The organism is Brevibacterium sp. Marseille-P9724 (assembly GCF_902500275.1).
Taxonomy (GTDB): domain Bacteria; phylum Actinomycetota; class Actinomycetes; order Actinomycetales; family Brevibacteriaceae; genus Brevibacterium.
The window spans coordinates 359,656-374,462 of sequence record NZ_LR722991.1 but is presented as its reverse complement, the minus strand read 5'-3'; the positions used below and the strand labels follow the sequence as shown (position 1 = coordinate 374,462).

Genomic DNA, 14,807 nt, shown 5'->3' with positions numbered 1-14,807 from the left:
CACACCGACTGATTGGAACGCTATGGCCACCTCAGGCAAGAGTCCCCTCCGCAAACAGGCTGAACGCCGATCACGCGATTCCGAATCCGCCAGGCGGGAAAAGGCAGTCGTCTCTCAGGTACAGGAAGCCGACTCCAGCAAACACCCTGACGGCTTCCTCGCTCACCTGAACCTCAAACCGGTCTGGTTCTTCATCGCCTGTGCCGCACTCATCGGCGTGCTGTTCATTCCCACCGGCGACGACCTGACCCTTGCTGGAAAAATGGGCCTGGCCGTGCTGGCCTTCGCCATCGTCATGTGGGTGACAGAAGCCGTCACCTACACGGTTTCGTCCATCTTGATCGTCGGAATCATCACCGTCATGCTGTCCTTCGCCCCGGCACTCGAAGGTGATTCTGCCGAAGCGATGGGCACGACCGAATCAATCAAACTGGCCCTGAGCGGTTTCTCCAGCGCGGCCGTCGCACTGGTTGCGGCAGCACTGGCTCTGGCCGCCGCAATGCAGGCCACCGGCCTGCACAAGCGCTTGGCCCTCATGGTGCTGAAAGTCGCCGGCGAAAAAACCAGCAGCGTGCTCATCGGCGCGATCGTGATCTCAACGATCCTTGCGTTCTTCGTCCCCTCCGCAACAGCTCGCGCCGGTGCCGTCGTGCCGATCCTCCTGGGCATGGTCGCAGCCTTCGGTCTGCCCACCAACTCGCGCCTGGGCGCACTCCTCATCATCACCGCAGCCCAAGCAGTGTCCATCTGGAACGTCGGCATCAAAACCGCCGCCGCACAGAACCTCGTGGCAACCGGCTTCATCGAATCATCCATGGGCCAGTCAGTTTCGTGGGGACAGTGGTTCATGTGGGCCGCCCCGTGGTCAGTGCTCATGAGCATCGCCCTGTTCTTCATCATGCGCCGCGTCATCAAACCCGAAGTCGACCACATCCAGGGCGGCCGCGCAGTAGTTGAAAAAGAACTCGCCGAACTCGGCCCCATCACCGGCAAAGAAATCCGCCTGATCATCGTCGCTGTGTGCCTGCTGTTCCTGTGGGCAACCGAAGAAGTCCTGCACCCATTCAGCTCGGCAACCGTCACCATCGTCGCCATCGGCTTCCTCCTGCTTCCCCGAGTGGGAGTGTTCTCCTGGAAGACCGCCGAAAAGCTCATCAACTGGGGCACGCTCATCGTGTTCGCCGTCGGAATCTCGCTCGGCTCACTGCTGCTGAACACAGGAGCGGCAACGTGGCTGTCAGAGAAGACCTTCGGGGCCCTGGGCGTAACCGACATGCCGATGCTCGCCATGATCGCCCTCGTGGGCATCTTCACCATCCTCATCCACCTGGGCTTTGCTTCAGCTACCTCGCTCAGCTCCGCACTCATTCCCGTGTTCATCGCCCTGGCACAGTCCATCCCGGGTGCGGCCAGCGGCGGAATCGGGTTCGTCATCATCCAGCAGTTCCTCATCTGCTTCGGATTCCTGCTTCCCATTTCCGCACCGCAGAACATGCTCGCCTACGGAACCGGGGCCTTCACCGCCAAGCAGTTCCTCAAATCGGGTATCCCGATCACGATCGTCGGATACCTGCTGGTCCTGCTGCTGTCCGCAACCTACTGGAAGTGGATCGGTCTGGTCTGATAGCCGGGTTAAAGTGGAACTCCACGCAGTCTGACCAACACTGGTCAATACCCGGGGAGGTTCAATGACGAACGCACAAGCCCACACAACAGCAGCCATGCCCGTGCGCGAGCAGCTGGTGCTGGTCACCGGTGCCGCGCGCGGGCTTGGGGCCGCACTCGTCAAAGCCTTCCATGCCGAAGGTGCGGCGGTTGTCATCAACTACCGCAACTCGGAAGACCAAGCGTCTCGCCTTGCCGAACAGATTCGGGCGAAAGGCGGCGATGCTCTGGCAGTGCGCGCAGATGTCACCGACTTCCGCGAAGTCAAAGCCATGTTCGACGCCGCACGCGAAGAATTCGGCAGGCCCGTAACCACCGTGGTCAACAACGCCCTGGTGGACTTCTCCTTCAACGGCGACCAGCGCCCTGACGCTGACTCGATTTCCTATGCTGCTTTCGACGACCAGTTCCGCGGCACCATCAGCGGGGCGGTCCACGTCATTCAGGCCGCAATGAACGGGTTCCGTGAAATCGGCTCGGGCCGAATCATCAACATCGGCACCAACCTGTTCCAAAACCCCGTCGTGCCGTATCACGACTACACCGCCGCCAAAGCCGCCCTGCTGTCGCTGACGCGCACTTTCGCAAAAGACCTCGGTCCGCTGGGCGTGCGCGTCAACATGGTGTCCGGCGGCCTGCTGCGCACCACCGACGCATCGGCTGCCACCCCGGATGACGTCTTCGACGCGATCGCAGCAACAACGCCTCTGGGGCACGTGACCACACCGGAGGAATTCGCTTCGGCGGCCATGTTCTTTGCACAGCCGGCATCGCGGGCGGTCACAGGGCAGAACCTCGTGGTCGACAACGGCCTCGTCACGGACTGAGTGCGGCAGGGGAGCGCCGAGAGGCCCCGGCGAGGCGGCACACGGCTGCCGGGCCGCCCTGTCTCCCGGGGCGCCACCTCGCTTTCGTGAGGACACCCCTCACGTCAGCATCTGCAGCAGCAGGCGCCGGGCGGCGTCTTTGTCGAGCGGCTCATTGCCATTGCCGCACTTGGGACTCTGCACGCAGCTGGGGCAGCCGTTGGCGCACTCGCAGCTGTCCAGAGTGTCCAGTGTGGACTGCCACCAGCGACGGAACTCAGTGAAGCCGCGCTCGGCAAATCCCGCCCCGCCCGGCTGACCGTCGTGCACGAAGACCGTCGCTATGCCGGTGTCAGCATGTCTGTCAGATGACACCCCTCCGATGTCCCACCGGTCACAGCCGGCAAACAGCGGCAGCAGGCCGATTGCACAGTGCTCAGCCGCGTGAACCGCACCCGGCAAGTCCGCCGCATCCACCTCGGCATCGGCTATCAGGCCCTCCGGTGCCGTCCACCACACCGCCGTGGTCCGCAGGGTGCGGGCGGGAAGATCGAGCTCGAACTCCCCCAAGCGGACCCCGGTGCGCTTCTGTTTGCGCACAAACGATGTGACCTGGTCAGTCACATCGACGGTTCCCGTGAAAACGCGCACTCCGCTGGGCAGGGCGAACTGGTCGTGGGTTTCGACAATGCTGATTTCGGTTGTCGACTGCGCCTGTGTTGTGAAGTCCACCGTGACCTGCTGGACCATCGCCACCGAACTGTCCAAGTCGAGGTCCAGCACCTGATACTCGACGCCCTGATGGACGTAGATCGCGCCGGTGTGGGTCTGTGTGTGCGCGCTGGCGTCGTCAACCGTTCCCAGCAGCTGGCCGGTTTCCTGTTCGACAAGCCTGATCTGCCCGCCGCCGGAGCCGCGAATGTCGGTCAGCGCGGCCGCCGATTCCGCTTTTGTCCAGAACCACCCGGTGGGCCGGGCCCGCAACATTCCGTGTTCGGTCAGCTGGGAGACAAGCTGAGCTGTTTGAGATGACGAGGCGCCGCCCCGCTCATCTGCTTGTTCGGGCTGGTCAGAGGTGGGGCGATGGGTGCTGGGGCCGTCGGCGGTGGAGTGTTGGGCGCTTGGGTGGGTGTGGGCGTCGAAGCGCGGGAAGTCGTCGGCTGTCAGCGGCAGTTCGGCGGCTGCGGCCAGCAGGTGACCCGCCAGGACATAGGGGTTGGCGGGGTTGATGACGCCGGCGTCGACGGGCGTGTCGAAGATCGCCTCGGGATGGTGGACCACGTAGGTGTCCAGCGGGTCATCGCGGGCAATGAGAACAGCGCACCACTGCTGACCGGATCGGCCCGCCCGTCCCGCCTGCTGCCACAGGGCTGCAAGGGTGCCGGGCCAGCCGGCCATGACAACCACATCGAGACCGGATATGTCTATGCCCAGTTCCAGAGCATTTGTCGAAGCCACAGTGCGCAGCTTGCCGCTGCGCAGAGCGGTTTCCAGCATGCGGCGCTCTTCTGGGAGATAGCCCCCGCGGTAGGCGGCAATAGTCTTCGTCAGTTCTGGCGCGATGCTTTCGACTTCCGTGCGGATCGCCCCTGCGAGAGCCTCGGTTCCCTTCCGGGATGCGATGAAGGCAATCGAGCGGTATCCGGCACACGTGGTGTCGGTGAGCATGTCTGCGGCTTCGGCGATTGTGGATCGGCGAGCTGCGTCGACTGGAAGCGGCGCGGCCGTGGGCAATTGGTGGTCATCGGGGGCAGCCGCGTCACGGGCCGCGGCAGGGTCTGCGTCTGCCGGATCAGGGCTTGGGGACGGCATGAAGTCTGTGGCATCGGACCCGGGCAGCAGCGGCGGTTCCCACAGGATGAATTCGCCGGCGGCCCGCGGCGAGCAGTCGTCGGTGATAGCGGCAGCCCGGCGGCCGGTCAGCCGAGCGAATGTCTCAGCGGGTTCGCTCATGGTGGCCGAAGCGCCGATGACAACGGGCTGGGCGCCGTAGTGTTCGGCAATGCGCAGCAGTCGACGCAGCACCAGCGCCACGTGTGAACCGAAAACGCCGCGATACCGGTGGGCTTCGTCGACGACGATGAACCGCAGCGATTTGAACCAGCGCGCATATCGGGAGTGGGCCGGAAGGACCGAGCGATGCAGCATGTCCGGGTTGGTGAACAGCAGGTTGGCCCACCTGCGAGCCCAGTCTTTCTGCGCGTGCGAAGCATCCCCGTCGAAGGCTGCCGGACGCAGCCCCCGCAGGGGAAGGCTCGCTGCGGCGGTGAGCTGATCGTGTGACAGGGCCTTGGTCGGTGCCAGGTATATGGAGGTTGCCGGGCGGACTCTGTCGCGAGTCCGGGCAATCGAGTCGAGGATCGGCACGAGGAAGGTCAGGGACTTCCCCGACGAGGTGCCGGTCGCCACCACTGTGTCAGTGCCTGATGCAATGCTGTTCACAGCTTCGACCTGGTGCTTGTACGGCTTGGTGATGCCCGTACCGGCGAATACCGCGGTGACGTCGTCATGCACCCAGTCGGGCCAGTCACCGGTAACTGCATGCCGCTGCGGAATGCTCTCAATGTTCGTCACGCGGTCGGCACGTTCGCCAAAGCGAGTGAGGAGGTCGGTAAGAGCGGACGGCATGCGCGCATTCTCTCACGCGCCTGCGTTGTGCGTAGGCTTGATATGCGCTGTCTGCCGCCTGCTGTTGGAAGGAAATATGCGAAGCTCACTGCCGGCTGTGCCCAAGATCGACTCTGCGGGGGCTGCTGGAATGCCTGCAGGCTCTGAAGCAGCAGCGGGTTCTGGAGAGCCCGCTGGCCGCGGCCAGACCGCGGGGTCTGAATGGCCCTCGCACCTGCGCTCATCACTGGAAAGTCTGGAGTACACACAGCCGGGTTTGAAAGCTCTGTGGGGGCCTGACGTCGATCAGGCGCTGTTGACTAACGATGCCGCGCCCGCCCTGTGGTTTGCGCGCACAAGCTCCGCTTCGCTTGCTGTTGTCGCACGGCTGTTCCTGCTGGCGGATGCTGTTCCCACTGCCAGCGCTGAGGATGCACTCGGTGCTGATCTCACCAGTGCGCTGCGCGCTGCGGGCCTGCTGGTCCCAGCCGATGCTGGTGAATCGCACTCAGGTGATCAGCACTCGGGTGAGTATCAGGTGGAAGGCGAGCGGCGCCTCGTGAGTTCAGTGTCGATTGTCCCGTACTCCCTGCCCGTGGGCGTGCCGCGGCTGGTGGGGCAGCGCAAACCCGACACCCTCTACCTGGCCTCCGATTTCGGCACGCTGACCCAGCCGACGGTTCTCGACGGGAGATACGTGCTGGGACTCGGTGGTGCCGGGCGCACTCTCATTGAGATCACGCCGCGCGAAGCCGTGACAACAGCGGCTGACATCGGCACGGGCTGCGGTATTCAAGCGCTTGCTCTGGCCCTGCACGCAGACAGCGTCATCGCCACGGACATCTCTGCGCGCGCTCTTGAATTCACGCGGCTGAACGCGCAGATCAACGGGATCGACAACATCGAAACCCGCAGGGGCAGCCTGCTGGAGCCACTGCGCGGGCAGGCGGTCGATCTGCTGGTGACCAACCCGCCGTTCGTTATCACGCCGCAGGCTGCCCGGGGGCAGTTTGAGTACCGAGACGGCGGGCTGCCGGGTGACCAGCTGATGCGCTCACTGGTGCGCGATATTCCGGGCCACCTGACCGAAGGCGGACAGGCCGCCATGCTCGGCAACTGGGAAGTGGCCCAGTCGGGAGCCGAGGCCGGCCCCGTCGCCTGGCACAAGCACGAGCAGACTGCGAGTGTGGGTTCGGCCGCCGGCGAAACATCGCTCATGGTGATTGAACGTGAGCAGCTGACTCCGACCGCCTATGCGCACACCTGGATTCGCGACGGCGGGGTGGCTCGGGCCAGTGGACAGTGGAACGCAGATACCGCAGCCTGGCTTGACGACTTCGCTGCCCGCTCAGTCGAGCAGATCGCCTTCGGGTGGGTGCGCTTCAAACGCAGCGCGGCTGCCTCGGCGTTCGCGGCCGCTGACCGCATCAGCGGACCACTCGGGGCAAACGCGGCGGGACTGGCGGCGTTTCTCGACACCCGCATGGCGATGCTCGAATGGCTCGAAGGCGCAGAAGACTCAGAACTTGCAGCCACGGCGTTCGTGCGCGGATCCGACATCGTCGAACACCGACATCACGAACCCAGCAGCGAAAATCCGTCCGTCATCGAAATGGCCCAGGGGACAGGCTTCGGGCAGACGCTGACGGTCGACACCGCACTTGCGGCATTCATCGGAGTGGCTGACGGGAGCATGACCCTGCGGACCGTCGCCGGGGCGCTCGCCGCCCTGCTCGAAGTCGATTCTGACAAGCTGTGCCAGCAGCTGGTCAGGCAAGTGCGCGACATACTCCCGCTCGGGTTCGTCTACCCTGTACTCGAGTGAGACCGTTACAGTCAGGTGAGAACAGCTGGACGCACCCGGGCCGTGTCGTACAGCTGCTGACAGCGGCTGAAAGCAGTTCACAGACGGTGGTGCGATCATCAGCGTTGCCGTCGTGTCAGTGCCCGGTGTTACATTCGCAGCGTGTCCGTGGAAAGGAAAACTGTGGCTGAGAAGAAACCACGTCGTTTGGTGATCGTCGAGTCCCCGACGAAAGCGCGGACGATTGTCGGCTTTTTGGGCGACGGCTACACCGTCGAAGCCTCAGTGGGACACATTCGGGATCTCCCGCAGCCCTCTGAACTGCCCGCGGACATGAAAAAAGGGCCCTACGGCAAATTCGCGGTCGACGTGGACGACGGCTTCAAGCCCTACTACCGGGTGGACCCTGACAAAAAGAAGAAGGTCACCGAGCTGCGCAAGTTGCTCAAAGAGGCCGACGAACTCTACCTGGCAACAGATGAAGACCGCGAAGGCGAGGCCATTGCGTGGCACCTTCTGGAAGTGCTCAAACCCAAAGTGCCGGTCAAGCGCATGGTGTTCCACGAAATCACTCCGGAAGCTCTCGAAAGGGCGCTGGAGAACACGCGCGAAATCGACCACGACCTCGTGCACGCGCAGGAAACCCGCCGTATTCTCGACCGCCTGTACGGCTACGAAATCTCTCCAGTCCTGTGGCGCAAAGTCCGTGCGGGCCTGTCTGCCGGCCGCGTGCAGTCCGTTGCCACCCGCCTGGTCGTCGAACGCGAACGTGAGCGCATGGCGTTCATTTCAGCCGACTACTGGGACCTCGACATCGACCTGCAGGCTCCCGGTCAAAGGGAGAGCTTCGCGGCCAAGCTCACCGCCGTTGACGGGCAGAAGATCGCACAGGGCCGCGATTTCACCGACGAAGGCACACTCAAACCGCGCACCAAAGCTCGCATCCTCACTCAGCAGGATGCCGAAGGCCTTGCCGCAAAACTCAGCGGCGACGCCAAAGACGGACTGTCGGTGGCGGCACTGGAGACCAAACCGTACTCGCGCCGTCCCGCAGCGCCCTTCACCACCTCGACCCTTCAGCAGGAAGCTGGCCGCAAGCTGCGCATGAGCGCGCGCCAGGCCATGCGCACCGCACAGTCACTGTACGAAAACGGCTACATCACCTATATGCGTACGGACTCGCCGGTCCTGTCCACAGAAGCGCTTTCAGCTGCCCGCCGCCAGGTGGGCGAACTCTACGGCCCCGAATTCGTGCCCTCCAAGCCGCGCATCTACGCGTCCAAGCAGAAGGGCGCGCAAGAAGCCCACGAAGCCATCAGGCCCGCCGGTGACCACTTCCGCACCCCGGCCCAGGTGTCAAAGCAGCTGCGCGGCGACGAATTCAAGCTCTACGAACTCATCTGGAAGCGCACCGTCGCATCCCAGATGGCTGATGCCAAGGGGTCGACCGCGACCATGCGGATCAATGCCGACCTCGGCAGCGGCAGCAGCGCCGAACTGACCGCAAGCGGCACCGTCATCACGTTCAAGGGATTCCTCGCCGCCTACGAAGAAGGCCAGGACCTCGAACGCTACGGATCCGACAAAAAGGACAAGAGCCGCCTGCCGGACGTCAAAGAAGGCGACGCGCTGTCGGTCGACCGGGTGGAAGCCGACGGCCACACGACCGCACCGCCGCCGCGCTTCACAGAAGCCAGCCTGGTCAAGCGCATGGAAGAGCTCGGAATCGGCCGCCCCTCAACGTATGCGGCAATCATCTCCACCATCCAAGACCGCGGCTACGTCACGACCCGCGGCAATGCGCTCATTCCCAGCTGGCTGGCATTCTCGGTGGTCAAACTGCTAGAAGAGCACTTCGACGACCTCGTTGACTACCAGTTCACCGCTGGTCTGGAAGCTGATCTCGACGAAATCGCCAAGGGTGATGAAAACAGCGCCGAATGGCTGCGCGATTTCTACTTCGGCAACAGCGCCGACGACGGTCACGATGCGCCGGCGGGCATGGACTCCGACGTTGGCCACGTTGGGCTGAAGGCAATCGTCGACAACCTCGGCGACATCGATGCGCGTGAACTGAACACGGTGAACATCGCAGAGGGCATCAACCTGCGCGTTGGCCGCTACGGGCCCTACCTCGAAGCCGAAGGCGACAACCCGGAACAGCCCAAACGAGTGTCGTTGCCCGATGACCTCGCCCCGGACGAACTCACGGCAGAAAAGGCTCGCGAACTCATCGAAAAACAAGGCGACGGCGACCGCGAACTCGGTGTAGACCCAGAAAGCGGACACACGATTGTCGCCAAGAGCGGCCGCTTCGGCCCCTATGTCACAGAGGTTCTGCCGGAACCTGACGAAAAGCCCAAGCGGGGAACCAAGAAGCCCAAGCCGCGTACAGCGAGCCTATTCAAATCAATGGACCTCAACACCATCGGGCTGGAAGAGGCGCTGAAGCTGCTGAGCCTGCCGCGGGTTGTCGGCCAGGACGCCGAAGGTGTGGACATCACGGCACAGAACGGACGCTACGGTCCGTACCTCAAGAAGGGCACGGATTCCCGGTCTATCGAATCTGAAGAGCAGATCTTCACCATTACGCTTGAAGAAGCCGAAAAGATCTTCGCACAGCCCAAAACTCGCGGTCGCCGTGCTGCAAAACCGCCGTTGAAGGAATTCGGCACCGACCCGAACTCCGAAAAGCCGGTCGTGCTCAAGGACGGTCGTTTTGGTCCTTACGTCACCGACGGCACCACGAACGCAACTCTGCGCAAGGACGACACCGTCGAAGGCATCACCGCCGAACGCGCATTCCAGCTGCTGGCAGAAAAGCGCGCCAAGGGGCCTGCCAAGAAGAAGACGACCACACGCAAGACCACTGCGCGCAAAACGACTGCGGCTAAGAAGAGCACTTCGACGACCAGCACCGCTAAGAAATCGTGACGGACGGGGAGGGATGCCTCTCTGCTTTCGCGACCGGTGTGTCTGTGCCGCTAGGACACCGACGGCAGCGCGATTGAGATGAGCCGCGGCCAGCGGTCTGGATGCTGTCAACAGCTGTGTTCGACCTTGCCGTGAGCCCGGTTGCCCTTTGACCGTGGCCGCAGAGAATCCTAGGTAAGCTCTGAAAATGTCCCTTGAGCCTTGAATGCGCAGGGGACGTTTTCATAGCGTGAATGACCATACGTATTTCTCAATACGACTTATAGGAGGCACCGTGTTCACACGTTCCGTTGACGATGTCGAATCCGTTGAGTGGGGTGCTGGAACCAGCCAGCGCGTCCTGACTGCAAAAGACAACATGGGTTTCGCAGTTGCCCGCACCGTTGTGCGCAAGGGAACTGAATCGAAACTTGAGTACCGTAACCACCTCGAAGCCTGCTACTGCATTTCGGGGTCTGGCAATGTTGAGGACACGGACGGCAATGTGTACCCCGTGACCCCCGGCGTCATCTACGTGCTGGACAAGCACGACCCGCACTACCTGCGCGCCTCCGATCACGAAGACATGGAGCTGCTGAGCATCTTCAACCCGCCGATCGACGGCACTGAAAAGCACGTGCTGAGCGAAGACGGCTTCTCCAGCTACTGATTTTCTACCGCATCGCCCGGTCTGTGTGCAGTCACGCAGACCGGGCTTTGCTGTGCTCGGCACCAGCCCGGACCTGCGCGCTAATGCAGGTTTGCGCGTTAATGCGCCACAACAGCGCGTGGATCTGCACTGCCGCGTGAATCTGGCGCAATGCGGGCGGCCGAAGTTATCCACAGGTTGTGTAGACCCCCTTGTGGAAACCGAGCCGCTGCGGTGACATAAAAGGGTGCATAGTGTTTTCACCAACCAAATGGCGGCGACCTGCGGCATCCAAATGGGACAGCTGCGGTCAGCCGTTTCGTGTTGCGTCGAACGCCTGCACCGCGGGATCTATGCGGTTGTGCGACTATGCCCTCGACATCGGCACTTTTGGCAGCTCGCGGATCAGGCGACGGTTGATTTGGCTGCGCGTGCGGATGCAAAACTGCGCAATGCTGCGTGGCGTCAAATGCAGGCGAATCTGCACACCGCAAAGGCAGCGCTGATCGCTGAAACGGCGCACCGGGATGATGTCCTCAGCCATTCGACCGCTGCTTTGCTGCAGGGGCTGCCCGTCAAAGCTGTGCCTCGCACCGTCGAACTGACCAACCCGAATCTGTCGCGTAGGGGCGAGACTGTTCACCGGCGGCGCAGGCAGATAGGCGAAGCAGAAATCGCTGACTGGCGGGGCTTTGCCATTACAAGCCCCGTCCGAACCGCTGTCGATCTGGCCGCAGACGAATCCGTCGAATACGGCACGGCGGTGCTGGACGCTGTTCTGCGCGCAGCTCCCCTCCAGCGCGAACAGCTGTTAGCCCAAGCCCACGAAATCGCTGAAGCTTACGCCCACCGTGCTGGCTGTGCGCGTGTGCGCTGGGCGCTGCGCTTGGCCAACGGACTTGCTGAGTCCTATGGCGAAAGCGTATGTATGGCTAAGCTGCGCATGCTCGGAGTCCGCAACCTCGAACAGCAAGTCGAAATCCTCGACGAAGACGGGATATTCGTTGCCCGCGTTGACGGACTTATCGCAGATAAGCGCATCATCATCGAGTTCGACGGGGCCGTGAAATATCGGTCGACAGCCAATGGCGGATTCAGCGACGACGGCGATGAGCTCCTGCGCGAAAAGGAACGCGAGCATCAGCTGCATCGACTGGGCTACAGGGTTGTCCGCATCATGTGGCGTGACCTCCATGACCTCGACCGTCTGCGTTCCCGCCTCAAAGAGCTGGGCCTGCTCGGCTGAAACATCGCCGTCCTGCACACCAGCGGCCCTAGGGGCAGCCAAACCCTTCATCAAGCACCGCCTCGTGCCCGTTAGCCAGGCTGGTTTTGCGCGCTAATGCAGATTCGCTCTTTAATGCAGCGCATCAGCGCGTGAATCTGCATTAAAGAGCGAATCTGCGTGGCCAGGTGGCCAGGTGGCCAAGTGGCCAGGTGGCCAGGCGGCCAAGTGGCCGGCCGCCGGGCCGGAAATCAGCCGCGACGGCGGGCCAAAGCGCGCAGGCCGAAGCCTCCGCCGATGAACACGGCGGCCGCAGCAAGGGCAGCCGCGATGCTCACACCCGTGCGCGGCAGTGAACCGCCCTGCGAGGAAGGTGCCTTCGCCTCTGAGGTGGCCTTACCACCTTCGTCCTCACCAGCCTGGTCGCCAGCGCCGCCGTCGGTCCCGTCTTCGGCGCCACTTTCGGCCTGGTCTGCCGAATCTGCATCGTCAGAGTCTCCCGAGGTGCCGCCCGGTTTTGTGTCTTCAGCACCTTCCGTCGGCTCGTCTGCGGAGCCGTCGTTGGAACCATCGCCCGGCTTCGCGTCTTCACCATCTTCGGTGGGCTTGTCCGAGGGGCCCTCGGCAGTGTCGTCACCCGGCTCGTCTGCCGGGGGCACGTCTTCGTCGAAGACTTTGCCCAAACGCAGGAACACGGTTTCGCCGGTTGCGTCTTCAAGCGCGTCGTTGTCGGTGACGGCGTAGGCCTGCCCGTCAGCTGCGATGGTGAAGCCTTCCAGCTTTTCCTGTGTCCAGCCGTTGAGTTCCTGAAGCTTGGGCAGCACGTCAACCGCAACAGCCTTCTTCACCTTCTGCGGCTTTGCGCTTTCCTCTGCAGCCTTGGTCTCACCGTCGGCACCCGAGGCCGAGCTGCCGGCGACCGGCGCCTCGTCAGCGGAGTCAGCTTCACCACCAGCCGCAGCGCCGCCCGGCAGTGAAACCTTCATGATCCGCTTGATTTCGGCGTTCGGACCGTTCTGCTTGTCGCGTTCGATCACGGCGAGCGTGTCTTTGTTGACCACGGTGAGTTCGGACAGGCCAATCCAGTCGCCGGCCTTGTCAGTGGAGTCGAGTTCGTAGGAGAACCATTCCCAGGTCTTGTCCGTGGTGCTGTAGCGGCCGATGCGCACCGTGTTGTCGCCTTCGAGCGCTTCGAGCTTGTCGGCTTCGGGGTCTTTCCACAGGGGGCGCTGCAGTGCGGCGTAGACGTATTCGCCGCCCTTGCCGTCGTCGATTGCGTCAACGCCTTCGAGCCCCCACTTGCCGACGTGCTTGGCAACGTCATCCGGCAGGCTGATGCTGTCTTTGATGTTGAGGTCGCCGTCGGTGCGGTGAATGGCGTTCTTCTTACCCGTCTTGCCTTCCGAGGCAATCCAGAAGCCGCCGTCCTCACGTGCGGAAATGCCCTCGATGTCGAGCCCTTCGGCGGGCTTGCCGCCGTGCGTGACCGAACGTGCTTCGGTGATGCGGGCGGGTGCGTTTTCGTCGCTGACATTGACGGTGTACACGCGGCCTTCGGCCAGTGCGGAGTCGGATGCGGCGTACAGGGTCTTCGCGTCAGTCGGGTGGGAGGTCAGCGCGCCCAGAGCGCTGAAGCCCAGTTCGGACTTATCAGCCACGATCGACGGCTGTGGGTCCTTCTTGTCGGACAGCTGGTAGACGTTGACAGCGGAGCGCACGCCGGCCTTGGCTTCGTCGACTTCGCTGGAGACCAGCAGCATGTTGCGGTTTTCGACCGGCAGGATGCCCTCGGGGCCGTTGGTGCTGAACAGCAGCTGCACGAATTCGGGCTTGGCCGGGTTTTCCACGTTGTAGACGGCAACGAAGTTCGACCGTTCCGAACCGACGAAAGCGTAGCGGGTGCCGTTCATGGTCGCCGTTGCAATACCCTCGATTTCCGGGCCCTTCTTGTTGGCGCGCTTGTTGTTGTGCAGGCCGTAGCGGTTGGCGATGTCTTCGATCGACGAACCCGCATCCCACACGACCTTGCCGCTGCTGTCGAAGACCGACCATCCGCGGCTGCCGCCCTTCCAGTCGCCCTCATTGGCGGTGGCCAGGTGCTTATCGTCGATCCAGGCAACCGCATCGGGCTCACGCGGTACGCCACCCAGCGAGTCTGTGGGCTTGATGAGCTTGTCCTTCTTGGCGTCAACATTCTCAAGGTCGACGCTGCCGGTGCTGAAAACGCTCTGAATCTCATTGGTGTTCAGGTCGATGATCGCCACACCGTTGTTTTCCTGCAGGGTGACAGCAAGCTGGTTGCGGCTGTTGATGGAAACGTACTCGGGTTCGAGGTCTTCTGGAGTGTCAAGGCCGGCCGTGGCGACCTTGGGCAGGGCAGTGCCGTCCTCATTGTGGAAGCGAACAGGTGCGGGCTTCCAGTCTGAGGCGGGGTCGCCTTCGAGCTTGATCGTCTGGACGAAGCCGGTCGGCTGCTGGGGGAGCCCGCCGTCGCCTTTGTCTTCGTCGCGTTCGTTTTCAATCGCAATTGCGGCGCGCTTGCCGTCGGGGCTGATGGCAATCGAGTCGGGCTGGCCGCCCAGATCGTAGGAGCCGACCTTTTTGCGGTCGCTCAGTTTGATGACGTCAACGCGACCCTTCGGGTTTTCGTAGTCCTTGCCGGTTTCGCTGATTACGACGAGCACGTATTCGCCCACAACTGCGACCGAGGTCGGCTCATCGCCCTTGTTGCCCAGGGTTGCAAGGCTGACGGTGCCGAGCCCCTTCGGGCTGCCGGGGTCGCTCACATCGAGGAATCCGATGCGCTTTCCGGCTGCGTCCGTGTACACCATCGTCTTGCCGTCGTCGGAGATGTCGGAGATTTCGGCAACGGTTTCGTCTGTGATGCCAGCGCCCTTGGGCCGGTTTTCGTAGACGGGGTAGGTTGCGGTTCGAGCGAACGAGGCGCCAGCCGGGGCGGTCTGCGCGTTTACCGGGGCCGTGGCTCCGGGTGTGCTGACAACGGCGGGTGTGATGCCGAAGCCGACTGCCAAACCGGTGGCGAGGACTGCTGGTGCAAGACGAGTGAGGTTCACGGGTGTACTTTCTGCAGACCGAAATTCGAACCTCTACACCGTCGTATTCGTCGGTTAACTCACT

The 14,807-nt window shown here is 62.9% G+C and carries 8 protein-coding genes; 6 read left to right on the top strand and 2 right to left on the bottom strand.

Annotated features, from left to right (window positions below; genetic code table 11):
* Positions 1–22: 22 nt before the first annotated feature.
* Positions 23–1,624 (top strand): DASS family sodium-coupled anion symporter, encoded by a 1,602-nt coding sequence (locus GC119_RS04480; protein ID WP_151952533.1) that lies wholly within the window; start codon positions 23–25, stop codon positions 1,622–1,624.
* A 64-nt stretch (positions 1,625–1,688) separates the two neighbouring features.
* Positions 1,689–2,492: a 3-oxoacyl-ACP reductase gene (locus GC119_RS04475; protein ID WP_226829247.1), complete on the top strand. Its 804-nt coding sequence runs from the start codon at positions 1,689–1,691 to the stop codon at positions 2,490–2,492.
* A 99-nt stretch (positions 2,493–2,591) separates the two neighbouring features.
* Here GC119_RS04475 and GC119_RS04470 read toward each other — a convergent pair whose 3' ends face one another.
* Positions 2,592–5,099, bottom strand: coding sequence for a DEAD/DEAH box helicase (locus GC119_RS04470; RefSeq protein WP_151952532.1), 2,508 nt, complete (start codon positions 5,097–5,099; stop codon positions 2,592–2,594).
* A 76-nt stretch (positions 5,100–5,175) separates the two neighbouring features.
* Here GC119_RS04470 and GC119_RS04465 point away from each other — a divergent pair, with 76 nt between their 5' ends.
* From GC119_RS04465 to GC119_RS04450, 4 genes are all read left to right on the top strand, one after another.
* Positions 5,176–6,903, top strand: coding sequence for a methyltransferase (locus GC119_RS04465; RefSeq protein WP_226829245.1), 1,728 nt, complete (start codon positions 5,176–5,178; stop codon positions 6,901–6,903).
* A gap of 162 nt (positions 6,904–7,065) precedes the next feature.
* Complete coding sequence (gene topA / locus GC119_RS04460; protein ID WP_193215615.1) at positions 7,066–9,816, top strand: type I DNA topoisomerase; 2,751 nt, start codon at positions 7,066–7,068, stop codon at positions 9,814–9,816.
* Between the two features lie 274 nt (positions 9,817–10,090).
* Positions 10,091–10,465 carry an ectoine synthase gene (locus GC119_RS04455; RefSeq protein WP_070777745.1) on the top strand — a complete coding sequence of 125 codons (375 nt, stop codon included), beginning with the start codon at positions 10,091–10,093 and terminating at the stop codon, positions 10,463–10,465.
* A 448-nt stretch (positions 10,466–10,913) separates the two neighbouring features.
* Positions 10,914–11,690: a hypothetical protein gene (locus tag GC119_RS04450; RefSeq protein WP_151952531.1), complete on the top strand. Its 777-nt coding sequence runs from the start codon at positions 10,914–10,916 to the stop codon at positions 11,688–11,690.
* Positions 11,691–11,920: 230 nt separating this feature from the next.
* Here GC119_RS04450 and GC119_RS04445 read toward each other — a convergent pair whose 3' ends face one another.
* Positions 11,921–14,743 (bottom strand): esterase-like activity of phytase family protein, encoded by a 2,823-nt coding sequence (locus tag GC119_RS04445; RefSeq protein WP_151952530.1) that lies wholly within the window; start codon positions 14,741–14,743, stop codon positions 11,921–11,923.
* Positions 14,744–14,807: the final 64 nt, after the last annotated feature.

What these genes read in the sequence shown, in the direction of transcription:
- GC119_RS04450 (WP_151952531.1), top strand. Translation starts at nt 10,914, where the DNA reads ATGCAGGCGAATCTGCACACCGCAAAGGCAGCGCTGATCGCTGAAACG.
- GC119_RS04475 (WP_226829247.1), top strand. Translation starts at nt 1,689, where the DNA reads ATGACGAACGCACAAGCCCACACAACAGCAGCCATGCCCGTGCGCGAG.
- GC119_RS04480 (WP_151952533.1), top strand. Translation starts at nt 23, where the DNA reads ATGGCCACCTCAGGCAAGAGTCCCCTCCGCAAACAGGCTGAACGCCGA.
- GC119_RS04470 (WP_151952532.1), bottom strand. Translation starts at nt 5,099, where the DNA reads ATGCCGTCCGCTCTTACCGACCTCCTCACTCGCTTTGGCGAACGTGCC.
- GC119_RS04465 (WP_226829245.1), top strand. Translation starts at nt 5,176, where the DNA reads ATGCGAAGCTCACTGCCGGCTGTGCCCAAGATCGACTCTGCGGGGGCT.